The 24,739-nt window shown below is 64.6% G+C and carries 27 protein-coding genes; 15 read left to right on the top strand and 12 right to left on the bottom strand.

Translation table 11 applies throughout. The features are described from left to right. The 4 genes from AC6RIC_RS04420 to AC6RIC_RS04405 all read right to left on the bottom strand — a co-directional run bounded on the left by AC6RIC_RS04420 (position 1) and on the right by AC6RIC_RS04405 (position 4,681). The gene (locus AC6RIC_RS04420; protein WP_499735268.1) at positions 1–879 is read right to left on the bottom strand and encodes a LysR substrate-binding domain-containing protein; all 879 of its coding nucleotides are present in this window, start codon (positions 877–879) and stop codon (positions 1–3) included. A 63-nt stretch (positions 880–942) separates the two neighbouring features. Beyond that, positions 943–1,926: an extracellular solute-binding protein gene (locus tag AC6RIC_RS04415; RefSeq protein WP_499735267.1), complete on the bottom strand. Its 984-nt coding sequence runs from the start codon at positions 1,924–1,926 to the stop codon at positions 943–945. Positions 1,927–1,949: 23 nt separating this feature from the next. Continuing rightward, positions 1,950–3,602, bottom strand: coding sequence for an ABC transporter permease (locus AC6RIC_RS04410; RefSeq protein WP_499735266.1), 1,653 nt, complete (start codon positions 3,600–3,602; stop codon positions 1,950–1,952). Positions 3,603–3,613: 11 nt separating this feature from the next. Beyond that, positions 3,614–4,681 (bottom strand): ABC transporter ATP-binding protein, encoded by a 1,068-nt coding sequence (locus AC6RIC_RS04405; RefSeq protein WP_499735265.1) that lies wholly within the window; start codon positions 4,679–4,681, stop codon positions 3,614–3,616. A gap of 123 nt (positions 4,682–4,804) precedes the next feature. Here AC6RIC_RS04405 and AC6RIC_RS04400 point away from each other — a divergent pair, with 123 nt between their 5' ends. Further along, positions 4,805–4,996, top strand: coding sequence for an L-2-amino-thiazoline-4-carboxylic acid hydrolase (locus AC6RIC_RS04400; RefSeq protein WP_499735264.1), 192 nt, complete (start codon positions 4,805–4,807; stop codon positions 4,994–4,996). A 334-nt stretch (positions 4,997–5,330) separates the two neighbouring features. On the opposite strand, the gene AC6RIC_RS04395 is transcribed toward AC6RIC_RS04400, so the two are convergent. After that, a complete protein-coding gene (locus AC6RIC_RS04395; RefSeq protein WP_499735263.1) occupies positions 5,331–5,768 on the bottom strand; it encodes a PAS domain-containing protein in 438 nt (145 codons plus the stop codon). A 95-nt stretch (positions 5,769–5,863) separates the two neighbouring features. Here AC6RIC_RS04395 and AC6RIC_RS04390 point away from each other — a divergent pair, with 95 nt between their 5' ends. Together AC6RIC_RS04390 and AC6RIC_RS04385 are read left to right on the top strand one after the other, a co-directional pair. Further along, the gene (locus AC6RIC_RS04390) at positions 5,864–6,130 is read left to right on the top strand and encodes a helix-turn-helix domain-containing protein (RefSeq protein ID WP_499735262.1); all 267 of its coding nucleotides are present in this window, start codon (positions 5,864–5,866) and stop codon (positions 6,128–6,130) included. Between the two features lie 816 nt (positions 6,131–6,946). Next, complete coding sequence (locus AC6RIC_RS04385; RefSeq protein ID WP_499735261.1) at positions 6,947–7,258, top strand: DUF736 domain-containing protein; 312 nt, start codon at positions 6,947–6,949, stop codon at positions 7,256–7,258. 143 nt (positions 7,259–7,401) lie between these two features. Here the strand turns inward: AC6RIC_RS04385 and AC6RIC_RS04380 are convergent, their stop codons facing one another. The 3 genes from AC6RIC_RS04380 to AC6RIC_RS04370 form a co-directional block, all read right to left on the bottom strand. After that, on the bottom strand, positions 7,402–7,683 hold the full coding sequence (locus AC6RIC_RS04380) for a type II toxin-antitoxin system RelE family toxin (protein ID WP_499735260.1): 282 nt from the start codon (positions 7,681–7,683) through the stop codon (positions 7,402–7,404). Further along, the gene (locus AC6RIC_RS04375; RefSeq protein WP_499735259.1) at positions 7,673–7,918 is read right to left on the bottom strand and encodes a type II toxin-antitoxin system Phd/YefM family antitoxin; all 246 of its coding nucleotides are present in this window, start codon (positions 7,916–7,918) and stop codon (positions 7,673–7,675) included. The genes AC6RIC_RS04380 and AC6RIC_RS04375 overlap by 11 nt, the downstream gene beginning before the upstream one ends. Before the next feature lie 185 nt (positions 7,919–8,103). Further along, a complete protein-coding gene (locus AC6RIC_RS04370; protein ID WP_499735258.1) occupies positions 8,104–8,304 on the bottom strand; it encodes a type II toxin-antitoxin system VapB family antitoxin in 201 nt (66 codons plus the stop codon). Between the two features lie 459 nt (positions 8,305–8,763). On the opposite strand from AC6RIC_RS04370, the gene AC6RIC_RS04365 reads away from it, so the two are divergent. From AC6RIC_RS04365 to AC6RIC_RS04310, 12 genes are all read left to right on the top strand, one after another. Then, on the top strand, positions 8,764–9,960 hold the full coding sequence (locus AC6RIC_RS04365) for a DUF932 domain-containing protein (RefSeq protein WP_499736552.1): 1,197 nt from the start codon (positions 8,764–8,766) through the stop codon (positions 9,958–9,960). A 158-nt stretch (positions 9,961–10,118) separates the two neighbouring features. Continuing rightward, positions 10,119–11,081: a DUF2285 domain-containing protein gene (locus AC6RIC_RS04360; RefSeq protein WP_499735257.1), complete on the top strand. Its 963-nt coding sequence runs from the start codon at positions 10,119–10,121 to the stop codon at positions 11,079–11,081. Between the two features lie 70 nt (positions 11,082–11,151). Beyond that, positions 11,152–11,382, top strand: a complete 231-nt coding sequence (locus tag AC6RIC_RS04355; RefSeq protein ID WP_499735256.1) for a helix-turn-helix transcriptional regulator — start codon at positions 11,152–11,154, stop codon at positions 11,380–11,382. A 15-nt stretch (positions 11,383–11,397) separates the two neighbouring features. Next, positions 11,398–12,258 (top strand): replication initiator protein A, encoded by an 861-nt coding sequence (locus tag AC6RIC_RS04350; RefSeq protein WP_499735255.1) that lies wholly within the window; start codon positions 11,398–11,400, stop codon positions 12,256–12,258. Positions 12,259–12,460: 202 nt separating this feature from the next. Next, positions 12,461–13,096: a ParA family partition ATPase gene (parA, locus tag AC6RIC_RS04345; protein ID WP_499735254.1), complete on the top strand. Its 636-nt coding sequence runs from the start codon at positions 12,461–12,463 to the stop codon at positions 13,094–13,096. After that, a complete protein-coding gene (locus AC6RIC_RS04340; RefSeq protein ID WP_499735253.1) occupies positions 13,093–13,368 on the top strand; it encodes a ribbon-helix-helix domain-containing protein in 276 nt (91 codons plus the stop codon). The genes parA and AC6RIC_RS04340 overlap by 4 nt, the downstream gene beginning before the upstream one ends. Then, the gene (locus tag AC6RIC_RS04335; protein ID WP_499735252.1) at positions 13,365–13,835 is read left to right on the top strand and encodes a DUF2840 domain-containing protein; all 471 of its coding nucleotides are present in this window, start codon (positions 13,365–13,367) and stop codon (positions 13,833–13,835) included. The genes AC6RIC_RS04340 and AC6RIC_RS04335 overlap by 4 nt, the downstream gene beginning before the upstream one ends. Further along, positions 13,832–14,392 carry a S26 family signal peptidase gene (locus tag AC6RIC_RS04330; protein ID WP_499735251.1) on the top strand — a complete coding sequence of 187 codons (561 nt, stop codon included), beginning with the start codon at positions 13,832–13,834 and terminating at the stop codon, positions 14,390–14,392. Before AC6RIC_RS04335 ends, AC6RIC_RS04330 begins: the two co-directional genes overlap by 4 nt. 34 nt (positions 14,393–14,426) lie before the next feature. Continuing rightward, positions 14,427–14,756 carry a DUF736 domain-containing protein gene (locus AC6RIC_RS04325; protein ID WP_499735250.1) on the top strand — a complete coding sequence of 110 codons (330 nt, stop codon included), beginning with the start codon at positions 14,427–14,429 and terminating at the stop codon, positions 14,754–14,756. Positions 14,757–15,015: 259 nt separating this feature from the next. Beyond that, a complete protein-coding gene (locus AC6RIC_RS04320) occupies positions 15,016–15,687 on the top strand; it encodes a lytic transglycosylase domain-containing protein (RefSeq protein ID WP_499735249.1) in 672 nt (223 codons plus the stop codon). Positions 15,688–15,908: 221 nt separating this feature from the next. Next, entirely contained in the window at positions 15,909–17,873 is a 1,965-nt protein-coding gene (locus AC6RIC_RS04315) for a DUF3363 domain-containing protein (protein WP_499735248.1), read from the top strand. A gap of 259 nt (positions 17,874–18,132) precedes the next feature. After that, positions 18,133–19,488: a phospholipase D family protein gene (locus AC6RIC_RS04310; RefSeq protein WP_499735247.1), complete on the top strand. Its 1,356-nt coding sequence runs from the start codon at positions 18,133–18,135 to the stop codon at positions 19,486–19,488. Between the two features lie 148 nt (positions 19,489–19,636). On the opposite strand, the gene AC6RIC_RS04305 is transcribed toward AC6RIC_RS04310, so the two are convergent. From AC6RIC_RS04305 to AC6RIC_RS04290, 4 genes are read right to left on the bottom strand one after another with little or no spacing between them, the layout of a single operon-like run. Beyond that, the gene (locus AC6RIC_RS04305; protein ID WP_499735246.1) at positions 19,637–20,269 is read right to left on the bottom strand and encodes a hypothetical protein; all 633 of its coding nucleotides are present in this window, start codon (positions 20,267–20,269) and stop codon (positions 19,637–19,639) included. Then, positions 20,266–23,535 (bottom strand): DEAD/DEAH box helicase, encoded by a 3,270-nt coding sequence (locus AC6RIC_RS04300; protein WP_499735245.1) that lies wholly within the window; start codon positions 23,533–23,535, stop codon positions 20,266–20,268. The genes AC6RIC_RS04305 and AC6RIC_RS04300 overlap by 4 nt, the downstream gene beginning before the upstream one ends. Then, a complete protein-coding gene (locus AC6RIC_RS04295) occupies positions 23,522–24,322 on the bottom strand; it encodes a hypothetical protein (RefSeq protein WP_499735244.1) in 801 nt (266 codons plus the stop codon). Before AC6RIC_RS04295 ends, AC6RIC_RS04300 begins: the two co-directional genes overlap by 14 nt. Next, entirely contained in the window at positions 24,319–24,603 is a 285-nt protein-coding gene (locus AC6RIC_RS04290) for a hypothetical protein (protein ID WP_499735243.1), read from the bottom strand. The genes AC6RIC_RS04295 and AC6RIC_RS04290 overlap by 4 nt, the downstream gene beginning before the upstream one ends. Positions 24,604–24,739 lie beyond the last annotated feature (136 nt).

Below are 24,739 nucleotides of genomic sequence, written 5' to 3'. Positions count from 1 at the left end.
TCAGGAAGCCAGGCATTCGAGAAGCCTGCGCGCCAGCTCGGGCGGGACCTGATCGTCCCTGATGAAGGCATAGAGCCCCGGCCGCGCCAGCCGCGGCTTGTCGAACAGGGTGACAAGCCGTCCCGCCAGCACCTCTCGCTCGACGACCGACCAGGGCAGGATGGCGATCCCCATGCGATTGATCGCAGCCTGCATGCACAGGAATAGGTGATCGAAGATCGGACCCGGCAGGCGCTCGGGAGTCTCCTGCCCAGTGAGCCGCAGCCAGTCGGCCCAGTCGGAACGGCCATCGGTCGTATGTAGCAGCGTATAGCCGAGGCAGTCCATCGGCTGCTGGATCGGCCGGGAGGCAGGAAAGTCGGGCGCTGCGACGGGCAGACAGAAATCGTCCTTGAAACGAACCGCGGAGAAGCCCGCCAGCTCGGCGGGTCGGGTCCCGATGATAACGTTCTGCAGCCGCATTTCAGGATCGCCGCCATTGCGGCTTGCCGTCGAGACGCGGATATCGGTATCGGCCAGCGCAGCGGACAGCTGCGCCATGCGCGGGATCAGCCAGTGCATAGCCAGCGACGGACTGGTGGCGATGACGAGGCTCTCCCCAACCTCCACCGCGCGCAGCTGCGCCGTCGCGATCGCGATCGCTTCGAGGCTTTCATGGACCGCCTCGTGATAGCGGCGTGCTGCCGGCGTCAGGGTGACGCCGCGCGCCTCGCGCCAGAATAGCGGCTTGCCGATGAAATCCTCGAGTATGCGGATCTGCTGGCTGACCGCGCCGGGCGTGAGGTGCAGCTCCTCGGCCGCCGCCGTGAAGCTGCCGCTGCGCGCGGCCACCTCGAAGACGCGCAGCGCCTTCAGGGGCGGGAGGCGTTTGCCGGTCATGCGCAGCCGGGCCTCGGCATGGCGACGTTCCTCGAGCGCGTGAAATCAGGGGGAGAAATGGCCTTACTGTTTCACGATCTCGTTCCACAGGCGGATGACCGACTCGTAGTCCTTCGCGGCCTCCTCCTGGTCGAATTCGATGGTCTTCATGTCCTTGAGCTCGGGCAGGCCTGCCAGCTTCGAGACCTCGATGTCGGAGCGCAGAGGCCGGTAGAGGCGCTTCTTCAGCAGTTCTTCCTGCGCCGCCTTGCTGAAGAGCTGGTCGTAGAGCGCCCTAGCCGCAGCGGGATTTTTGGCGCCCTTGATGATCGCCATGCCCTCGGGCGAGAGGATAGCGCCTTCGGTCGGGTAGAACAGCTTGATCTCCTTCTGACCGCCATTGACATATTCCTGCGCGGCGTATTCCAGCGTGAAGCCGGCGACGTACTCGCCTGCCGCCACGCCCTTGTAGGTCGTCGCTGAGGTGCCGGTGATCACGGCGTTGTTGGCGAGCTTGGCGAGGCCTTCCCTGCCGAGTTTCTTGTAGAGGCCGTAGACGATGGCATAGGCGACCGAGCTCTTCGCCGGATCCGTGAGGGCGAACTTGCCCTTCCACTGCGGGCCCATCAGGTCGGACCAGGTCTTCGGAGCCGGCAGGCCCCGCAGCCGCCGCTCGTTCACCATGATGACCATGACGTTGACATGGGTGCCGATCCAGAGATCGCCCGGGCCGTGGAACTGCGCGGCGACCTTGTCGCCTTCCTTAGGCTTGTAAGGCTCGAAATAGTCCTTGTAGGCGCCAAGCGTTCCGAAGCCGCCGGTCCAGAAGACATCGCCGTTCGGGTTCTGCGCTTCAGCCTGGATGCGGCGCATCAGCGTGCCGGTCGGCCCCGTGACGGTCTGGATACCGAGATCGGGGTCTCCGGCCTTGGCGGCATCGGTCGCCGTTTCGATCGCGCCGACATTGTTGGACGAGTACAGCACGACCTTCTGCGACTGTGCGCCAGCCGCCGAGGCAATCGTGACGAGGGCAGCCGCGAGGGCGCCCCGGAGTAGTTTGAAGTTCATATCCACCTCTTTTGTTTGCTGTTTCAACTTCTGGAAAACAGGTTCAGTCGGAACACCTTCACGGCGACAACGATCGGCAAGAGAATCAGCGCCATCAGCACGGCGCCATACGCGGAGGCCGTGCCGAGCCGGCCGCCGTCGACCTGTCGGAATATCTCGATCGGCATGGTCTCGAGCCCGCCGGTGTAGACGACGATCGACGCGGACAGCTCCGAGATCGTCGTGACCCAGATGAGGATCGCGGCTGAAGCGATCGAGCCGCTCATTGCCGGCAATATGATCTTGACGAAGGTCTTGAGCGGCGAGACGCCGAGGCTGATCGAGGCTTCCTCGATCGAAACGGGAATGTTGAACAGCGTCGACGACGCGTTGCGGATACCAAAGGGCAGCTTTCGAACGGTGTAGCAGAGCACCATGATCGCAGCGGTACCGCTGAGCACGATGGCGCCGGAATTGAAGGTCTGCATCAGCGCGATGCCCAGCACCGTGCCGGAGATGGTCAGCGGGATAACCGTGATATAGTCGAGCATCTTCGTCAGGACGCTCTTCTGCCGGATGATAAGATAGCTGACGACGACTGCGATCACGACGCTGACCAGCGTCGCCATCGAAGCGAATTTCAGCGAGTTCCAGACCGGCTCGGGCGCGCGCCGCAGCACGTGGAAGAGATTGTCGAGCGACCACTGGCCCCATTTCATCACCGGACCGCTGGTCTCCGTGAAGGCGCCGACGACGACCACGATCAGGGGCAGCATCGAGAGTGCGACGATCAGACCCATGAAGCCGGTGAAGAGAAGCGCCGCCCAGGAGCGAACCGGCTCGGCCGCAGGCGCACGCCCCTGTGTCATGGTGTAGCTCTTGCGCGCGATCACCTGTCGCTGGACGAAGAGCGCGAAGGCGACGACGGCTATCGAGACCACCGACATGGCGCTCTGCGCCGCGGGGTTGCCGCCCATTTCGCTCAGGAAGGCATTGTAGGTCATCACCGACAGCAGCGGCACGCGACTACCGAGCAGGATCGCCAGCGAGAAATTGCCGATGACCAGCGTGAACACGAGCAGCGCATTGACGATGATCGCCGGCATGATCACCGGCAGCAGCACCCTGAGTTTGGTCTTCAGCGGAGCAGTCCCGAGGCTCAGTCCCGCCTCCTCAAGCTGGCCGTCGAAGCCGCGCAGCGCCCCCAGCGTGCCGAGATAGATGTAGATGTAATAGACCAGCGTCATCGAGAAGATCATGCCGGTCCAGCCGTAGAAGGAAGGCATCTCGATATCGAGTTCGTAAAGCGCGTTGGTCAGGAGCCCGTTGTTACCGAAGATCAGCAGCCAGGACTGGCCGACGATGATCTCCGGGATGACGATGACCAGGATTGGCAGGAGCGAAACGGTGCTCTTGAACGGGAAGTCGTAGCGCGCGACCATGTAGGCGAAGGGCACGCCGATGAGCGTCGCGAAGACGGTGACGCTGCCGCCGAGCAGGAGGCTGTTCACGAAGGCGCGGCGATAAGAACCGTCCGCCGCCAGGTTCACGAAATTGATCAGCGAGAAATTGCCGGCATTGTCCCGGACGCTGCTGATGAAGATCGAGGCCAGCGGATAGACGAGGAAGAAGGCGAAAAGCGCGAGGCAGGACAGCGTCAGCGCGCCCCAGGGCCAGAGCTTGAAACCGAGCTTCATGGCACCCGCCGTCAGGCCGAGACGACGCGGCTGCTGGCGGGAACCAGCACCTGCACCCGGTCGCCCGGCTGGAACTCGGCGACCATGTTGCCGGCATGCAGTTCCACTCGCAGCTCGCGCTCGTCTTCCAGCCTGATGTTGTAGGCTGTCTTGAAACCGAGATATTGCCGACGAAGCACGGTTCCCGGCAGCGCATTGGGCACCAGCGGCGAAGGCAGCATCAGCGAGAGTTCCTCCGGCCGCGCGATCAGGTGACCTGCCCCGTTCAGGGTGCCGTCGCCGCTGACACCCTCGAAGCGCCGCTCGCCCACCCGGTAGAAGACGCCCCCGCCCTCCGCCTTTGCCTCGACCGCGACCGGCACGACGTTGGCCGAGCCGATGAAGTCCGCGACATAGCTGTTTGCCGGCTTGCCGTAGAGCCCTTCCGGGGTGCCGATCTGGGCCACCTTGCCGTGATGCAGCACGGCGATATGGTCCGACATCGCCAAAGCTTCCTCCTGGTCATGGGTGACGAAGACCGTGGTGATCTTCGCCTCGCGCACGAGATCGAGGATCACGTTGCGCATGTAGATGCGCATCTTGGCGTCGAGATTGGACAGCGGTTCATCCATCAGCAGCACGCGCGGGCGGATGACCAACGCACGCGCCAGAGCGACGCGCTGGCGCTGGCCGCCGCTCATCTGAGCCGGAAAGCGACCGCCGAGATCGGCGAGCCCGACCTTGTACAGGGCATCCGCGACACGATCCCTGATCTCGGCTCGGGCGACGCCGCGGGCCTCGAGCCCATAGGCGATGTTCTGATGCGCGGTCTTGTCGGGGAAGAGCGCGTAGTCCTGAAAGACCATGCCGATGTCGCGCTTGTGCGGCGGGGCATGGGTAACGTCGTCGGCGTCGAACAAGATGCGTCCGCCATCGGGGACGTTGAAACCGGCGATACAGCGCAGCAACGTGGTCTTGCCGCAGCCGCTGGGGCCGAGAAGCGTGAAGAAGGAGCCGTCGGGTATCGTCAGTGACAGACTCTCAAGAACGACATGGCCTCCGAAATGCTTTTTAACTCGATCGATAGTGATCGACGCCATCGCTGCTCTCTCCCGCTCGAAAGGATGATAGTGCCGCGCACAAATCGCCAACCAGCGAAATAATCTGACGGCTCCTGTTAGGATTTCTGCGGCTTCGGACCTCATCGGTGTCGCTACGCGGACATGTACCAAGAGATGGGCCTCGGTAAGATCGGTCACCACCTGTCCTGCAACCGGGACTACGGCTTCATCGAGAGGTACGATCCCCACGCGACGCTGACCCGCACGATGACCCTGATGGGCGGGGGATCCTGCTGCTATTTCCGGTACGCGAAACGCGTGGCCGAGGGGACGACGGATGTCGAGGTTGGCTAGCCTGGGCGGCACTATGGCGGCCTGAAAGGCAGTAGCCATGATCATGTTCGATCAACAAAAGGCAAACGCGCGCGGACCTCGTGTCGGAACGTGACTGCCGGATTGGTTTCTCTGGAAGTCGTCCACAATCGTTCAAACGCTCTTGCAAATGCTTTGGGAGGCGCTCAAGCTAAATCAAGCGTTAGATCGGGGGCGGCTTTCAGCACGTATGCCACGATCGCCCGCTGCGCCGGCATGATCATCACCTGAGACCTTGTCCGGCACGGCGCGATGATCGCCGCGCCGGACCGCAAATAATACCCGCCCGGTTTCTGGAAACCCGATTTCCCGGCTTTCAGGAAACTGTGACGATGCCTGCCATGATTGCCACAACCTGACCGGCCGCATCGGCAAGCGGCAGATAGAGCCGGGCGATGCGCGTCGCGCCGCCCGCAAGCTCGACCTGATCTTCCAGCATCAGCGTGCGCCCCGTCGCAAAGACGACCGCCACTTCATTCTCCGCATCCTCGCTCATCGGCGTCAGCCGTCCGACCGGCTCGCCAGCCAGCGCGCATCCATATAGCCGGTCGACAAGCTCGCCGCTGCGCCCGATTCTCGGCACCTCACCGGATTCGGTCGGGCATCGGATCTCCACGATCACATCATCCAGATCGGCCAGCCGCCCTGCGATGTTCTCGGCAGGCGGCATGGCCGCGCCATCCCTGCTCGCCAGCCAGATACGATAGAGCCGGCCGAGCGCCGGATGACGGTCGGCTATCAGTCGAGAATCCATGCAGGCTCTCACCGTGTCACGGTCAACCAGATTTTCTGGTTATCTGTATTTCGGTTTAATTGGTCTGCCGGTTTCGTCAATGGCCGGCAGCGCCTATGCAGAAAACCCTTCGGTCGCCTCGGCATATGCGTCTCGTCCAGCTCATCGTCGACAAGCGACGGGAAGCCGGCATGAGCCAAGCCGGCCTTGCCGAAGCGCTCGACCGATACCAGTCCGTTGTGGCTGCCATCGAATCCGGCGGGCGACGCCTCGATGTCGTCGAATTCCTTGAGCTTGCCGAGGTGATCGGCTTCGATCCCCACGAAGTCCTCCGCAGCGTGGCGGAAATTTCTCAGTCCCACAAAGCAACATCCAAGCCGTAATAGTCAAACTCCATGGCGGTCTGGGATTGCCGGCATCGACATAGTGTTTCGGGCGTCGCCCTTCGGGCCGGGCTCTACTCGCGGCCAGCCGCTCCCCGAACCGGCGAAGCCGTCTCGGCCTTCGGTCACGATCCCTGACGCTAGGGGCGGTGGCGGGCATTCCCATGGAAATCCCCACCTTGCGGCGGACCTCTCCCTGGGGCCGGAGCCAGCCGGCCACGCGGCGACCAGATCAGGGCGAACTCGGCGTCGGCATCGCCCTCGACCAGGCTCGCACAGATCGGAATGTGGTGGAAAATGATGGGCCGTCGAGCCTGACGGAGAGATAGGCGCGGCCCTCACGGGAGCGGTGCCATTCGTCCGACGCCGCCCCGAACCCGATGGAGCCAACGAAGACGGGCCGGCTGCAAGCCCCTTTTCGTTGTCGCCTTCAGCGGGGAATGGCGAGCGGCCCGCCTTGACGTTGAGGGTGAGGGTCTTGACCACACCCCTCGGAGAATCCCTTCACGGTGGTGGTAAAAGCGTGGTCCCGATGGCGGCCATTGCAGCGGCTCCTTCCGTTTGCCCGAGTCAGGCCACGCCCATCACGTCCTCGATCGGTGTGGGTCTGACCGAAGACCAGCGACGCTGAAGCATCGCATCGATCTTGAACCCACAACGCCCGCCTGCGGCTTTTTTCCGCCGCCGGCCAGGGCCGGCTTTGCATCGCCACACAAAAAAGTCCTCGCCGGGCATTGCAGGCCGATCGTCCCCGGTCGGGCGACCCCCATCGAGGGCGCGATGGGCGCGACCCGATCAGCATAAGGAACCACCGCAATGGCCACCATCGGTACTTTCTCCACCACCGCGAAGGGCTTCAAGGGCGCGGTCAAGACCCTCACCCTCAACGTCAAGGCGGTCGAGTTCATCCCCGCCGAAGGCGACAATGAAAAGGGGCCTGACTTCCGCGTCTTCGCCGGAGCCACCGAGTTCGGAGCGGCGTGGAAGAAGACCTCCCGCGAGGGCCGCGCCTATCTCTCCGTCAAACTCGACGACCCGTCTTTCGCCCATCCGATCTATGCGAGCCTGGTCGAGACCGATGCCGACGCCGAGTTCGCCCTGATTTGGTCGCGCCGCGCCGCCGACTGACCCCGGTCCCACGGGGAGCCCCGCCGCAAGGCGGGGCTTCACCATGCTCGTGCCCGCCGCCGCCCGAAGATGATGCGGTGAGCTGTGCTCCGGCTGTTCTGATCGGCTGCGGCCAGAGCCTTGCCGATCACGGAGCAGGATCATCAACGCTTCTTCGCCGTCTCGTAGACCTCGGAGCGCTCGCGCTTCCCGACGGCAATCACGACCACCGTGACCCGTTCGTCCTCGACCCGGTAGACCAGCCGATAGCCGGCGGCACGCAGCTTGATCTTGTAATGATCGGACAGTCCGCGCAGGGCATCGGGCGGTACGCGAGGGTGTTCCAGTCGCTCAGCCAGCTTCCTCTTAAACTGCTCGCGCAGGGTCGCAACGAGCTTGTCCCATTCCTTCCGCGCCGACGGCAGGAACTCCAGCCTAAAGGTCATCGAGGCTGACCGGCACGCCCTTCTCGCCGGCCCGCGCCTTCGCGATCTCGACAAGCGCCTGATCGTCGAGCGCGTCCATCATCGCTTCATAGGTATCGGCCGGGACCATATAGGCCATAACCCGATTATGGTTCAGGATCGCGACCGCGCTTCCCCGCGCGCCATCTACGATGGCGGTCGGGTTCTTCTTCAGGTCGGAGACGCTCACGGCGATCTCGGCTTCGACACGCTGCATGGTTTTCCCCTCGAAAAAAAGGCTCGAAAATCAGGTCAAATTTCAGAGCCAAGTTACGATCTATATAATTCGCCTCCGTAAGCCGCGCCAGAGGTGTCGAGAGGCGCGGGCTGGCCGCATTCATCCGCAGCGACGTCGTCTCGGCACGGCGAAAATGATCAATCAAGACCAACCTGCCTGCGAGATTACGTCCCAGTCTCACCGCGCCGGCGCGGTCCAGTCCCGGCGCCGGGCATCGTCCCGCCAAGGGCGATCAAGCGCTTGCCAGTCTCGACGTGCAGAAGGGTTTCGAGCGCTTGCCGGACGATGGCGTTGATTTCCCTGATGCCGGTCAACGACCGGGCCTTCTCCATCAGCCTGTCGTCGATGTTGATGGTGGAACGCATAGGCTTGTTCCTTATGTTGCGTCAGAAGGGCAGCCTCTGATGCCGATTTCAACGCCACCATAGCCATGCGGGAGCGACGAGTGGCACTGCGCGACCTGTTGCATTGAAGCCGCTTGGCCTCCCGAAGCAGGGCTTCGCCCCTACTGCCCGAAGATGATGCGGCGAGCTACGCTCTGGTTGTTCTGATCGGCTGCGGCTGAAGCCTTGCCGATCGCGAGGGGAAGCCAGGGGCCTTGCCCCTTTCTCCCCTCAAATGCCGCCTGCGCGATGGCAGGGCCGTCGGCTCGCAGGACGGCCGAAGATCGTCATCCTGCCGACCATCGTCACACCGTCCCGCTCGGCCCGGCAGCCCGGCCATGCTCGTCGGCATTTGTCCCCTCCCATCCCTGCGCGCTCACGCGCCCCCGGAAGGCATGTCGGGGGACATGCCTTCGGCAGTTCAGGGAAAGGATCAGGACCATGAACGTCATCAGCAGCAGCCAGCACAGCCAGCCGGTCAACAAGGGTTTTCGCGTCGACATCTCGCGCGGCGAGAATATCGGGCGGGTTTCGTCGGAATGGTTCTCGCGCCCGGACGATGAGCGCTATTTGTCGCTCACCGAGCTATATGACGCCGTGAAGGTGCGCGCGGATCGGGCGAAGGCCCGCACCGTGGAAAGCGCCGCCGTGCGCGTCGAGGCGAGCCGGGAGAACGCGGAGCGGCTTTCGCTTATCGTCCCCGGACAGGATGCCCCCATCGCCCCCACGCATTGGAGCTTCGGACAGTTGTGCAGCCTTGTCGGCGCACCCGCGACCTATCTGCGTCAGCTTCCCGCGCCGCTGGCCGGCATCAACCTACAGCACGGCTTGCTGTCGCACCGCGCCGAGCTTGTGAAGACGCTGGAAACGGATGACGGCCGCATCGAGCTTCGCGCCGTGACCGGCCCGGATTATGGCCGCATCTGGGACCATGAGCTTGTCGCCGCCGTCATGCGGATCGCCGGCAACGGCATCGGCGATACCATGTGGAAGGTGCCCGGCGTGCTGGACTGGGCGACCATGACGCACAATCCCTTCGTGGACGTGACCAAGGACACCACCACGCTTTACGCCAGCGACCGCGACGTTTTCCTCTTCCTCGTGGACGATACGCACCCCATTGAGGCCGGGCGCCTGCCGAATGGCGACCCCGACCTTTATTTCCGAGGTTTCTATTGCTGGAATAGCGAAGTCGGATCAAAGACCCTCGGCATCGCCTCTTTCTATCTCCGGGCGGTTTGCATGAATCGCCACCTTTGGGGCGTGGAAGGCTTCGAGGAAATCAACATCCGGCACAGCAAGTTTGCGGCGCAGCGTTTCGCTCATGAGGCGGCCCCGGCGCTGACCAGCTTCGCCCATTCCTCGCCTGCGCCCTTCGTTGCCGGCATCCGGGCCGCTCGCGAGCGCATCGTCGCCCGCACCGATGAGGACCGCGAAACCTTCCTGCGAAAGCGCGGATTCAGCAAGGCCGAGACCAGCAAGATCATCGAGACTGTCTTGCAGGAGGAAGGCCGCCCGCCGGAAAGCATCTTCGATTTCGTCGCTGGCATGACCGCTCATGCCCGCACCAAGGCGCACCAGGACAACCGCCTCGAATTGGAGGCGAAGGCTAAGACCTTGCTGGAGAAGGCCGCATAATCGCCAAAGCCGCGCAGCCGGAAATCCGGTTGCGCGGCTCTCCGCTTTTCAGGTTTTCCGGTTCCCCGAGTTTTCTGCCGATCCGGCGGCGCGGCCATCACCGAAACACGGCCGCCGCTCGCCGGGCTGCGCCCGGCTCGCGATTCCACGGCCCAGTCATGGCTAAACCCAACAAATTCTTGGGTAATCCGCCAAATTTTGTGATTTCAGCCTCTCGCCCCGCGGGGGCAGACTGGTTCTTTGCGCAAGCAAGTGGATCACATCGAGCGGAGGAAACATGCCCGGAGCTCAAGCCTGGCTGGCGAACGCCGCCTACCTCTACACCCTTCTTCTCGATCGTCCCGCCATCGCCTGGGAGCACCTGCGGCGCAATCCCGGCTATCGCGACGACTGGCTTCGCTTCGGTTTCCGCCAGCGAAAATCAACGGCGACGCAGGCGCAAGCATGGGGGCTGCGATTTCTTCGAGAACCCTGAATACGACGCCCGCGACGCTCTGCCGAGCTGGCGACCCAGCCCCGACATCGCTCTATCCGTCCTGCCCGACGAAGACCCCGAGGCCGGGGCACCGATCTTCGATCTCTGGGCCTTTGCTGGCCACAAGGCGATTTGCCACGACGGCAGCCGCCTCGCATTGAAGCTCACACGGCACGGGCGATCGTATCGAGTCCAGATCGCCGGGACGCTGGTAGCAGGCGATCCCTTCACCTTCGCGATCGCGCCGGACGAGCGGGCCGAAGCTCGCCTGCATGAGGCGACGCAGATGCTCGCAGCGATCTCAGGCCACCAGCCCGGCTTTGTCGGCGCACGCCGCTCGGCCGAGCCAATCATCGCCATGCAATCCTTGCAGGCACTCGATGGTCATCTCGCCGGGGCCAGCGAGCGCGAAATCGCCATCACGCTTTTCGGCGAGCACGTCGTGATAGAGAAATGGCACAGCGATAGCGAGCTGCGCGCCAGAGTCCGCTATCTCATTCGGCGCGGCCGCACCATCATGAACGGCGGCTATCGTCGGATGCTCTGGGGCAAGGCCGCGCGCCGAGCCAGTGAGTTTCCGATCCCTGCCACCCTGTCAGCAGGGAGAAAGTCGGCCCACCAGGATTCTCCATCCGCAGCAGGATAGGCTTTGCCCAAGCTGCCTCCGAACCGCTGGACCGAGCCCCGCTCGGCCAGTGTGAGACGGAGGCCGCTTCGTGGATCATCTCGAATCCAGACCCGCCAGCCGCTACCTCACCAATGAGGAGGCGGCCGCCTATCTCAAGCTTTCGCCGCACACCCTCAACAAGAAGCGCGTCGTCGGCGGCGGTCCGAAATTCCGCAAGCTCGGCTCCCGCGTCGTCTACGCGATCGACGACCTCGAAAGCTGGATGGAGGCGCGTGCCTGCGACACCACCTCCGATCCCCGTTACGCCCAAGCTCGCTGATCGCCGATGCGACACATGGCGCACAGGCACGCTTCCGAGCGCAACCAACTCGAACTGTTCCGATCGCGCCCCGGCGACATGGCCCCTCGCGATGCGCAGGATATCATGGCCTGGCCATTCTTCTCCCTTGCCAAGTCGAAGCGCATCCAGCCGATACGGTTCGAGGCGGGCGACGTCGTAATCCATGTCGAGGCCCCTGCCGAGTTCGGCCTCGCCACGATCTGGGATGCCGACATCCTGATCTGGGCCGCGTCCCAGATCGTAGATGCGCGCGATCTCGGCCTGCGCACCTCGCGGCTGATGGCCACGACGCCCTATGAGATTCTGACATTCATCGGTCGCGGCACATCCGTGCGCGACTATCAGCGCCTCAAGGCCGCGCTCGACCGCTTGCAGGCCACCACGATCGCCACCTCGATCCGCCAGTCCACCGAGCGACGCCGGCACCGCTTCTCATGGATAAACGAGTGGAAGGAACGGGCCGACGAAAAGAGCCGGCCGCTCGGCGTCGAACTGATCGTGCCTGACTGGTTCTATCAGGGCGTCCTCGACAACGCCCTGATCCTGACCATCGACCGGGACTATTTCGACCTCACCGGCGGGATCGAACGCTGGCTCTATCGGCTGGTGCGCAAGCATGGCGGTAGCCAGCCCGGCGGCTGGAGCTTCGATTTCCGCCACCTCTACGCCAAGTCCGGAAGCCTCTCGCGCTTCTCAAACTTCGCCTGCGATCTCCGCGACATCGTGCGCCACCAGCCCTTGCCCGGCTACCGGCTGCGCATCGACCGGCTCGACGATGGGCGCGAGTTGCTCTTCTTCGCGCCGAGCGCGCCACGCCTGTCCGCTCTTTCAAGGGAGGCTGGGGAAAGGTTGTGAATCATCTCGTGCTATCAAAGGCATCCGGCCTCGTGCTATCGGAGGCATCGCACTCGTGCTATCAAAGGCACGAACAGGGTCTAACCATTTGCGACGCTTCGCAAATCGGCTCCCCTAACTTATCTAACAAAGAATCTAACTCTTCTTTTGGGATCGGCGGCGATGTGGAAAACATCGCCTTCGGGCTGCCGAGGGGCGCGGCATGATCGTCGCGCTCCTCAACCAGAAGGGCGGAGCCGGCAAGACCACGCTCGCCACCCACCTCGCCGGCGAGCTGGCATCTCAGGGGGTGCGTGTCGCCGTCATTGACGCCGATCCGCAGGGCTCGGCTCTCGACTGGTCGCAGCGCCGCGCCGAAAGCGGCCTGTCACGCCTGTTCGGCGTGATCGGCCTGCCGCGCGAGACCCTGCATCTCGAAATCCCCGACCTGGCGCGCAGTGTCGATCACGTCGTCATCGACGGGCCGCCGCGCGTCACCGCGCTCGCCCGCTCCGCGATCCTCGCCGCCGATCTCGTGCTGATCCCGGTCCAGCCCTCACCCTATGACGTCTGGGCCAGCGCCGAGATCGTGGCACTGATCGGCGAGGCGCGGCTATTCAAGCCGCAGCTCCGCGCGGCCTTCGTCGTCAACCGCCGCATCGCCGGCACCATCATCGGACGCGACGTGCGCGCCGCACTGCCCGAGGACCTGCCGGCGCTCGCGGCCGACATCGGCCAGCGCATCGTCTTCGCCGAGAGCGTCGCTACCGGCCGGCTGGCGTCCGAGCTGGAGCCCGGAGGGCCGGCGGCGCGGGAGATCGCCGCGCTCGCCGCCGAGATCATGGGAGGCGCCCCATGAGCGGCAAGCGCATCAGCTTCGGAGCCAAACCCGCGGCGCCGACCGCCGATGCCTGGGTGCAGCAGGGTGACGGCGCCGGGAAGGCTGCGCGGCCGGAGCCGCAAGCCACTGCGGCGAAGGCCGACATCTACACCGCCCGCCTCACCATCGACGTGACGCCGGACCTGCGCGCCCGCGTCAAGGTCGCGGCCTTCCGGCGCGGCATCACCGTCGCCGAGATGATCCGCGATCTGCTCGAGGCCCGCTTTGCCGACGACGGAGCCGACGCATGAGCACGCGCCGCTACACCAGCGCCATCACCACCTTCGAGCCCGGCCGCGTCAATGTCTGGCTGCGCTTCGCAAGGCCGGTGCGCAAGCGACGGCTCGACCGCCGCCGTGGCCTTGCGCTGTTTGCGCCCGAGAGCGTCTTTGCGCTTCTGCGGTGGGAGCGCGGGCCTTACGGCACCGCCATCTCGCACATCTATATCATGCGCGCCGTCGCGCCGGGCGAGACGTGCTGCATGTGGCCCTATGTGCATCCCGGCGCGGAAACGCTCCTGTTCGTCTCCGGCTGGCACAAGGTCGAGCGCGCCTTGCAGGCGATCGACGCCGTGGAAGCGCTCGGCCTCGATCCGGTTGACACCGCGCCGGATTACTGGCGGCACGTCCACAACCGTCTCTGGGTTCGCCAGCCGCCTCATCCCTATTCGGCCGAGCAGCATCGCGCCTGGCTGCGCCGCCGCGAGCTGCTGTCATGACGGTGCGCGGCCTCACCCTTGCCGTCATGGCCGGTGGCCTCCTGCTGATCGCCGCGCCGATCTGGTCGCGGCACGCACCGTGCTTCATCTGGAACGCATCCGCCAGCCTGCCACTCGGCCTTTATCGCGTCGAGTCGGCGGCCGGCATCGCCGTCACCGACATCGCCATCGTCATGCCGCCGGACGAGCTGGCGGCTTTCCTCGACGAGCGCCGATACCTGCCGCGCGGGCTGCCACTCCTGAAGCGCGTGCTCGCCCTCGGCGGCGAGACCGTGTGCCGCCATGGCCGCGACATCTTTGCCTACGGCACTCGCTATGGCGTTGCCCGCGAGCGCGACCGTAGCGGTCGGCCGCTGCCGGTCTGGCAGGGCTGCCGCACGCTCCGCGACGGCGAAGCGTTCTTCATGAACTGGGACGCGGCGGATTCCTTCGACGGCCGCTATGTCGGCCCGCTCCCTGTCACCACCATCGTCGGCCGCGCGGTTCCTGTCTGGACCCATGACGGCGCCGATCCGGCCTCCGCGGCCCCCGCGGGACCGGCATCCGCCGGGCCATGACGGCCCGGTTCATCGCCCATCACAGGAGGACGACATGCCCCAAATCGGAACCTTCACGAAGACCGCGGCCGGCTATGCCGGCCACGTCAGGACGCTCCTCCTGGATATGGAGCTCACCATCCGACCGGCCGAGAAATCCGACGATGAGAACACGCCGGATCACCGCATCTATACCACCGACGATCTTGAAGTCGGAGCCGCATGGAACCGCACCGGCAAGAGGGCTGGCGACTATCTCTCGGTAGCCATCGATGATCCGAGCTTCACACTGCCGATCCGTGCCGCGCTGTTCCAGTCGGAAGCCGACGACGAGGTCTGGAATCTCTTCTGGGGCCGGCACACAAAGCGTGACGAGAGAGGGTAAGGCGATGTCCGCGATGCCTCGATTCCGATCAATCATCATCCCTCTGATCGGTCGGATCGCGGATCATCCCTCCGACCCGATCGCCTTTCAGGCGGCCGTCGCGCGCAGCGCAGGTCAAGGGCGGCCGCGTTGCGGCCGGCGCAGCCTTGCCCTTGGCCGGGGTGAGCACGATGGCAGGCTGACGGCGTTCGGGCGGGGCGCTCCGCCGTCTCGGCGTTTCGCCTTTCCGCGCATCATGCCGGCATGTGTGGCCGGCATCATGATCGTGCTGTCCGGCGTCGCGGGCCGGGCCGAGCCCGCGTCCATACGGCCGCCCGACAGTGCGCCCTCCGAGCGTCATGACGTCGCCGATCCGTGGGCGGCTTCGATCACCGAAGCGTCACGCCGCTTCGATATCCCAGAGCACTGGATACGCGCCGTCATGCGCGTTGAAAGCAATGGCGACACACGCATCGTCTCGCCCAAGGGTGCGCTCGGCCTGATGCAGATCATGCCCGCGACCTGGGGCGAGCTGCGCGCGCGTCATCGGCTCGGCGATGATCCGTTCGATCCGCATGACAACATCATCGCCGGCACCGCCTATCTGCGCGAGATGCGCGACCGCTACGGCATGCCCGGCGCGCTCGCCGCCTACAATGCCGGGTCGGCGCGCTACGAGGAACACAAGCTCCTCGGCGTGCCGCTTCCAGGCGAGACGATCGCCTATCTCGGCAAGCTCGCGCCGATCTTCGGCAACGTCGCTCCGGGCCTCTTTGCGGGCTCCGGCACGCAGGCTGCCGGAGCGCCGGGAACATCGCTGTTCGCGATCGACGCCACAGCACGATCGCGTGCGTCGGCCTCAGCGACGAAGAGCCTGTTCGCCACCGACAAGCGGCGCGACAGGCAGGCAGAAGCAGCGGATGGCGAGAGCCCTGACGTGCAGACGGAGTGATCCGATGGCCATGGTGAAGCATCCGCACGGAGCGCCATGGGCGCAGGGCAAGATAAAAGCGGACGGCACGCGGCCGTCCGGAATGTCTTGTCTGCACGTCGGTTGGGGCGGCACGCGCCGGGTTGGCCCGCGTGCCGGTGCGCTGGTCAAACCCTTGATAGCACGACATCATTCGCGTGCTTCGTCGCATCGGCTTGTCCGGGCTTGCCGGGAGCACAGCCATGGCGGGGCGTGACGGCGACCGCTTCCGGCCGCGGGTCGCGCCGCCCAAATCGCGCGGCAGCGCGCGGGCTGCGAAGTTCACCAGCCGCGCGCTCAAGGCTGCGTCCAAGGCGGGGCCGGCTGGCGTCCGCGCACTCGGCAAACCGCCGTCGCGATCCGGCGCCCGCTTCGGCCGAGGCCATGTCGCGGCGAAACTCGCCGGCCAATCCCTGCGCGGCACGGCCCGCCGCGTCGTCATCAAGACCCGCCTAATGAATCTGGAGAAGGTCGGGGCGCGCGCGGTGGTCCAGCATCTGCGCTATATCGAGCGCGACGGCGTGACGAAGGACGGCAGCGAGGCCCGCGCCTACGGCGCCAACACGGACAAGGCCGATCTCGACGAATTCGAGCGGCGCGGCCGAGGGGACCGGCATCAGTTTAGGTTCATCGTCTCGCCGGAAGATGCCGCCGAGCTGGACGATCTGAAGAGTTTCACCCGCGCGCTCATGGCCCGCATGGCGGCCGATCTCGGGACCGGGCTCGATTGGGCGGCGGTTGATCACTGGAATACCGACAACCCGCATGTCCATATCGTCCTGCGCGGCCGCCAGCCGGGCGGGTCGGATCTCGTCATCGCCCGCGACTACATCGCCAATGGGATGCGAAGCCGCGCCTGCGAGGTGGCAACCGAATGGCTCGGCCCCCGCACCGAGATCGAAATCCGCAATAGCATGTTGCGCGAGGTCGGACAGGAACGCTGGACCGGCCTCGACAGGATGATCCAGCGCGAGGTGCGCGACGACGTCGTCGACCTGCTGTCCGAGTCGCCGGACGCCCCGGCCCGGTTCCGCCGCACGGCGATGATCGGCCGGCTCCAGCGGCTGACCGAAATGGGCCTCGCCGAGCAGACCGGCCATTGCGCCTGGACACTTCATGCCGATGCCGAGGCCACCTTGCGGCAGATGGGCGAGCGCAGCGACATCATCCGCACCATGCAGCGCGCCATGTCCGGCCTGAAGCGGGAGATGGTCATCCTCGACAGCGCATCGTCGCCCACCCCCATCGTCGGCCGCATCATCGGCAAGGGGCTCGCCGACGAGCTTCATGATCGCGGCTATCTGATCGTCGACGGAATCGACGGCCGGACCCACTACGTTCCGCTTGCCACGGGCACCGAGCTGGAGGCTCTGCCGATCGGCGGCATCGTCGAGACCCGCAATGTCGCCGAGCGGATGGCCGACAAGACCATCACCGGCCTTGCCGCCGACGGTATCTATCGCACCGAGCATCACCTTGCGGCCGAGCGCGCCGAAGCGAAACCGGACCACGATCCCGACGGCTTCGTCGCGGCTCATGTCCGCCGGCTCGAAGCCTTGCGTCGCGCCGGTATCGTCGAGCGGATCGAGGATGGCGTGTGGCGCGTGCCGGATGATCTCGCCGAACGCGGCAGGGCCTATGACGTGCAGCGCCTCGGTGGCGTCGATGCGGAGCTGCGCTCTCATCTGCCGATCGACCGGCAGGCCCGCGCCATCGGCGCGACATGGCTCGACCGCCAACGCTTCGGCGATCTGTCCGGACTCGCCCAGACCGGCTTCGGCGCCGAAGTCCGCGACGCCATGCGCGACCGGGAGGATTTTCTGGTCGATCAGGGCCTCGCCAAACGCGATAGCCGCGGCGTCTTCTTCGCCCGTAACCTACTCGCCACGCTGCGCGGCCGCGATGTCGCGGTGGCAGCGAAGAAGATCGCCGACGAGACCGGCTTGCAGCATCGCGCCTTTCAGGATGGCGAGCAGGTCGGCGGCGTCTATCGCCGCTCCATCATGCTCGCCAGCGGCCGCTTCGCCATGCTCGACGACGGCATAGGATTCAGCCTCGTGCCCTGGCGGCCGGTGCTGGAAAAGCACCTCGGCCAGACGGTCGAGGGCATCGCACGCGGCAACAGCGTGTCATGGCAGTTCGGACGGAAGAGAGAGCTGGGCATATGAACGCGACCGACGCATTGACGTCAGACGGTTGAATTTGGAGATGACTTTTGTGCGCCACTTGCTGACGTTGGGCGCTTGTCCGCAAGCGGACATAAACCGATGATCTAGCAAAGGCGGCGGAGTCGAGTTTCCATAGGTGGAACCCTTGCGGGAATAGCAAGCTCATGGCGAGGTTCGGGTCCCCCGCGCTTCACCGCTCGCGCTGCTAGCTTCAAGCGGAGCCCGGACAGAAAACAACAGGCGCTGGGGGAAGCGTGTCTTGCAATTGCTTTTGAACGGAATAAACGGGAATTATCTGCGCAATATCCTTCTCAACGCTGCCGAGCACACTGAGCGTGTTGACGCAGCAGTCGCCTATGCGAGCGACAATGATCTGTTGTTCGACTGGTGTTGGGACAACAAGCTGCCGCTTCGCTTCTGGGGGCGGTTCGACGAAGAAGTTCCAGTCAGCATTCCGGTGCTGGACAGATTCTTGAGCCACAGGTCGGGCCGCTACGTCTGCAAGCTCGTCAGACGGTTTCATCCCAAGGTTATCTGGTGGCGCGGCTATGGCGCTTACATCGGTTCGGCCAACCTCACCCAGAGCGCTTGGTGGAACAATGTCGAGGCCGGCGTCTTCCTCAGCGAAGTAGAACTGACCCAAGGAGGCCACGATCTTGAACTGGAGCATCTGTTCGTCGAGATCGATAAACATGCCGCACCGTTGACGCAGGAGCTGTTCGACCTCCTCTCGGCCAGGAACAAGGAGCTGACACGACGCAGGATCGCTCAGAAGGATGCCGACGAAGCAATGCTTGGGAGTGAGCTTGTTCCACACTGGGATGGCCTTGCCCGATCGAGTGCCAGATCGGCAACGGATCAGCGGCGCCAAGCCTTTCTCGACGAATGGAACAGCACGCTCCAGATCATTCGCGACATCGCCGCGAAGATTTCGAAAGAGGAGAACAGGCCGTCATGGGTCGGGCCGTCCGCACCGCTCGGCGCGCAGGCAGACCAATTTTTACACGCTCACTATTATCAGCGCACCTTTGATGGTCGGCGGGCGGACTTCGAGAGACATTTCGGACGTAATCGCAAGGATCCCGACGCCGCCGTTGATGCGGCTATCCGCTGGTGGCAGAAACTCCCTTCCAACTCTGCCGAAAACAGAATGCTCAACAAGACGGCGCCCGCACTGCGAAAAGCGTTCTCGGAGGAGATTCTGCCAGTTCTGACTGAGGACCAGTTCGTCAAGGTGCTTGGCCGCGTCCACGCAGCGAGGGAATACGCGCGACGCGCGCCCAACCGGTTCGTCGGCCTAAAGGATGGACGCTCCTACGAGATCCCGGAGAAGGTGGATGCCCTCGCGAGACACATCTACCGTGCACCTCAGCGTGGCGGAGTTTCGGCGCTCGAGACCTTGGCCTTCATCCTTTATGGCGGCCGGCCGGACGAGGTGCCGCAACGATTGTGGGAGGCGCTTGCCGATCCCAAGCGTAAGATCGAGATGCTCGGAGTGAGCGCACTGGGGGAAATCGTCGGCTGGGCGTTGCCGGAGCGCTTTCCACCTAGGAATGGGCGTACGAGCAAGGCCTTGCGCTCCCTTGGCTATGACGTGACGGTTCACGTCGGCTGATCTGTCGCCTGCTGGATTAATATCCAGCAGGGTGCGCTCTTGTAGCGAGCCCCAGGCGACATCCCGTTCGTCGCCACCTCTTCCCAAGGGTCGAAATAAAGGCGGAGCGCCGTCTCTGCGAGCGCGGCGGCATCGGACAGATTGACAATCATTGGAGCGGCGCCTCGGCAGGAAACTCGGAAAGGTAGTCCCGATAAGCGAACATGATTAGGTCTCGAACAAGTTCAATGAGACCGCTTGTGGGCAGTCCGTCGAATGGGTCGCCGTGGGCGAGCGCGTTACGGCGCTCGTCCAGGCTAGGTGAGGTTTCACCGGTCAGCTGGCCGATCGCCGTGCCGCCGCACCGGTCAATCATCGGGATCTGGGCATCGGTAAGCGCTTCCCCATCGACTAGGTGCTTGAGCAACGCCTTGAACGAGTAGCGGATCGGCTGCGCCATCATCGCCTTAGGGGATGATGGAGCGATCTTCTTACCCGGAATACGCGGCACGACATGGCCGAAGCGGTCCTTGAGCGCGAGTTCCAGGGCGGTCAGTGCGACAAGCTCGGCGCCTTTCATGAGGTCGACGTCGAGCCATCCAAGGAGGAACAACTTCTGGGCGCGCCCAAATTTCAGGCGGGGGATGTCGGGTATGCGAGGATCGAGCGAAAGGCGGGAAACAAAGGCCCGCCACTCGTCCGGCGCAGCGAAGCTCCAAAAGGCAACGGGATTGCCTTCGTCGGGCCATATAAGGACCAATGGCTCGGACCGAGGCGGCAGCTCGAAGTGCGGCAGCGTCATTTCCCATCCCCGGTGTTCGGAGGGAAGATCGTCCGGAGATCTCCGAATGCAAGGTGGGCATCGATCGATCGCAAGATCGTCTGAAAATCGGCGCCCAGTAGATCCTGCCGGTTCAGAATACGCTCGGCATAGGCTTGATGTAGGACGACGCGCGAGCGGATCGTGGTCGAGCGGTGCGCGAAGGCGACCTTCTCGGGCGAATCGAGCCCCTTTCGGATCGCCACCGCGAGGATTTCGAGAGCCGCCGGGTTCGCCGCGACCTTGCCTGCCTCCTGAAGTGCGTTCTGGACCAATGCGGTGAGCGCGCCTGCGATCATGTAGAGGCGGCGGTTCATCAACCTAAGCACGAAATCCCGTGTGCGCTTGCAGGTCTTGATCTTCGCTTGCGGGACCCCGAGCGCCGTCTCGATCGCGGCAAACGGCGCGCCGCCTAGCCAAGCGCGGAGCGCCGGCTTGAGGAGGGCCATCTCAGCATCGGTGCTGTCGCCCCCGGTCTTCTTACCGCGGGTCACAGCTTTGACCGTCTCGACGTCATTGCCGAAGAGAAGCGCATAGTTGGCGCGATCGGAAATCAGGAAATCGATCAACCAATCGCACCATTCGAGGACCGTCGTCGGCAGCCTGTCGATCTCTGCGGCGATCTTTGTTGCAAGCGCGGCAAGTGGCTCGAGCTGCATGCCGCTGAACGCGGCGATCTTGACGGTCACGACTTCGCCCGCAGCAGCATCGGTAGCTAGGGAGCCCTTCAGGGATGCGAGCTTGGTCTCGAACGCGGCCTCTTCGCCCGCCTTGCGGGCCTGGAAGGCTGCAAACGACCGGTTCATCATCTGGATTGGCCCGTCGGGATCCGCCTCCTCGCCCTCGCCGGCCCGGAGGCGACTGAGGAAATAGCGGACCTCGGGGCCATTCACGTCGCCGAGTTGGATCCGGTCAAGCAAGGTCGTAAGCGGATCGTCGATCTGAACGCACTGGTCGTTGGTAGGCAGGACCTTCGCGAGCATATCGAATGCTGCTGGAGTTGGAGCCCAGTTGGCATCGAAACTAACCGGCGGCTCTGGAATTAGGAGCACGGTCCCGTTGGCAAGGTGCCCCGCTCGTCCAGCGCGGCCCGCCGCGTTCAAAATCTCGTGGCCTTTAAGTTCCTCGCGGCCGCCCTCGTCATGCCGCATGGTGCCAGCGAGGATGGCGACCTCGGCGGGAAGGTTCATGCCTTGGGCGAGGGTCGGCGTGGCGACGATGACGCTTGCGCCGTCGCGCCGGCGAAAGAGAGATTCGGCCATGCGGCGCTCAATGGCGATCATGTCGCCGTTGTGCGGCAACGCCGGCGCCTTAGGATCGAGAAGCGAATGCTGCGCTCCGCCCAGTTCGGCTACAATATCGGTCCAGAGATCGTTCTCGAATTCGGTAAGATCGCCGACGGGGGCAAGCCCGGCGCGGATCTTGCGGGCGGTCGTTGGGGCATGGTCGGCCTGGTTGACGAACATGATCGTCTTGAGGCCAGCGCGCGCGGCACTGGTCGCGAAGGAGGCGCCGACTTCGTTGGAATTCGGCGCTGGGCCTGCTGCCCCGTAGTTGAGGCGGACGTTTCCGTCGGAGAGACGGACGATCCGTCGATCGGTAGGCGCGTTGCGCGCCCACGCGTTGGTCAGACCGAATAGAGCGAATGGCACCAGATCGAGCGGCGGGTAGCTCGCCGGCTGGCCATTGCGCTTGGCGAAATTCGCGGCGCGGACAGCCCGACGCGCCCAATCAAGCTGGTTGTGGGCGTAAGTGACGACGCCGCGCGCCTGACGGCTGGGCTTCCACGGATCGAGAAAACTAACGCAGGAGCGGCCCGAAAGCTCGGCAAGCCACGCGGCTACGTCAGGGGCATTCTGCAGCATGGCGGACAGCAGCAGATAATCGGCTCGCGGTGCGCGGCGCAGCGCATGGAGCAGGCAAAGCATCGCGTCGACGCTGCGCGAGCCGCCACCGGCTGGACTCAGCAAGTGACACTCGTCGAAGACGATCAAGCCTAGGTCGGCGACATCGGCATCGGCGAAGCTCAGAACCGCGAGCAGGCGCTCGGGTGTCATCACCTCTATCGCACCGAGTTCGGGCCCGGAGATGAAGGCAACGAGATCGCCATCGGCACCGATTTCGTAGTTGGCGAGGCTCTTCGGGAAGCTTTCGGCGAGGTCGTCGCGAAGCTGGTCGACTAGCGCCAGCGTCGGCACCAGGAATATCACCTTGCGGCCAGCGCTCAGCGTCGCGGCGATCTTGAGCTCGGACAACGTGGTCTTGCCGGCGCCCGTCGGTAGCACCAGCACCGCCGAGGTCCCGACGTCGAGGAAGCCGGTCGCGACCGCTTTCCGGTGGTTGGGCCAGAGGGTGGGCTTGGTGAGCGCGCGGTGGTGCAGCCATCGGCGCCAAGCGGGTTCGGCGGTGCCCACCGGCGCTCGCAGGTTCGAGATACCCGCCCCTTCCAGCCCGTCGGCGACGTGCCGCAGCAAGCGCGCAAGGTGGCGTGGTCCCGCATAAGCGGACACGAACCTCGCGCCCTCCGCGGTCGGCGCGAGCTCGGCGGTGGCCAGCTGGGTGACGCGGTCGAACAGCAACTGGGGCGACTCGCCCAGGGGATAAGCGAGCGCGGGCGGCGGCCGATCGAGCAAGCGCGCGACGAGATGGACGAGACCCGCCCAGCAGAGGCCGTAGAGGCCCTGGGTCGCCTGTTCGGTCAGGTCGTCGTCGGCCGAGGGCTGCAGGCGCGCGAGACGCTCGGCGCGCTCGAGGATCGCGGTGAAGCGCTCCTGAGCGAGATCCTGGATGCTTTCAAGCAGGGCGCCGCGGTGAATATCCTCGAGCCGCCCGACTCCGAGACCGCGCGCCGCTTCTCGGGCATCGGGGCTCTGTTCGGCGATCAAGAACAGGAGCGGTGCTGCGATGCGGGGATGGATCGCGCCGGCGCTCAAATAGCCGGCGCGATTGGGTGACAGCGGCATCACGCGGCCGAGGATCTGATAGGCGGTCCCGGCGACGAAGGCGGCGGCACGGCGAGCTTCGCCCTCGATTGTGTCGTCGACCTGGGCCTCATAAACCGCCGCGATCCGCGAGAGGCGTTCGATCTGAGCAAGATAGTCGGGCGCGTCTGCGAGCTGGGTTGCGCGCAGGCGAAGGCCGGCAAGTTCCGCATAGATGGCGGTCAGCTCCTGCGGGAGAAGCCGGGGATCGACGCCGCGGAGCGGCGGCGCCGCGCGGATCAGGGCCGCGGTTTCAACGTCGAACATCGAACGCCTCGATCTTCGTCCAGACGAGCGCTGCGAAAGTCGAAAACCAGGCCCGGACATCGTCGAGCGGCATCGTATTGCCGCCACGGCTCGCGATATTGCCCGCGATTGCGTCGTAACCGGTGAAGAGCGCGAGCCGCTCGGCGGCACCGAATGTACTCGGCGCGACGGTCAGCGACGCCTGAAAAGCGAGCGGCCGAGCTCGGACCAGCTCGTCATAAGCGGCATCGCGCTCGTCGTCGGTCAAACCGAGCCCGATCAATAGAGTGATGGCGGCCTGCGCGAGCTGATGGTCGCGCTCGCCCGAGACATATTCGCGGAAGGCGGCAATCACGTCTTGGGAGAAGAGCTGGCGCCAGTTGGTCGTGCATTTATATTCGTAGACGGTCGCCCGGGTGAGGGTGCGGGTGGCCGGATCGATAGTCACCTTGACGCAATCGGTCCCCTGATTGGTCGCCTTGAGGTGCGGATCGGAGATGGCTTCGTTGGGGGTCGCCGAAAGGCGTGCTGCGACCCAGCTTATGATCTCGAAAAGAAGGCCGTCGCGATGCCAGGTCTTGGGGTCGCTGGTTGGGTGGAGCTCGTTCCACAACTTGTCCTTGAGTGCTTGACTGATGATCGGCGGCGTTCCGGTTGGCCGCGTGCCGTCGAGGATTCTCGCGGCATGAAGCGCCCGCCCGATCATGATTTGCGCGCAGACCTCGGCCAGCGCATCGATGTCCGCGACCGTCCAATCTGCGCCGAGGCATTGCGGCGCGGTCGCTGTTGGGAAGAGTGCCAGGGTCATTCGTCCGGCCGATCAGCGGTTGGCCGCTTGCGGCGACCGGCGGCGACCGCATCATCGACCATATTGTTGACGTTGATCCCGATGCTGGCAACGTTCGGCTGGACCATGATCCAGCGAGGGAACGAGCTGATGTTGTTTGCGCGCGGGATCGCGCCACGCCTCGCCCATCGTGTGGCCCGGCAGATGATCGCAACAGCATTCGCCGAATTTCTTGCCTGCTCCGCACAGGCATGGGCCAGTGCGGCGGGGGGCTCCAACGGCCGAGTCATGGCGAACGTCATGTAAGCGCGTTCGCCATCGGATGTCCGATGCCGGTATGCGCTGTGGCATCGGCGTCAAGCTCTTCCATAGAGGGCAGCATACACATCGCTAAGAAGCTATCAGGGGCGTAACCGCCGCGAAAGGCGCGACTGCACC

Source organism: Allobosea sp. TBD101, assembly GCF_059817965.1.
This window is presented reverse-complemented; position numbering and strand designations above follow the sequence as displayed.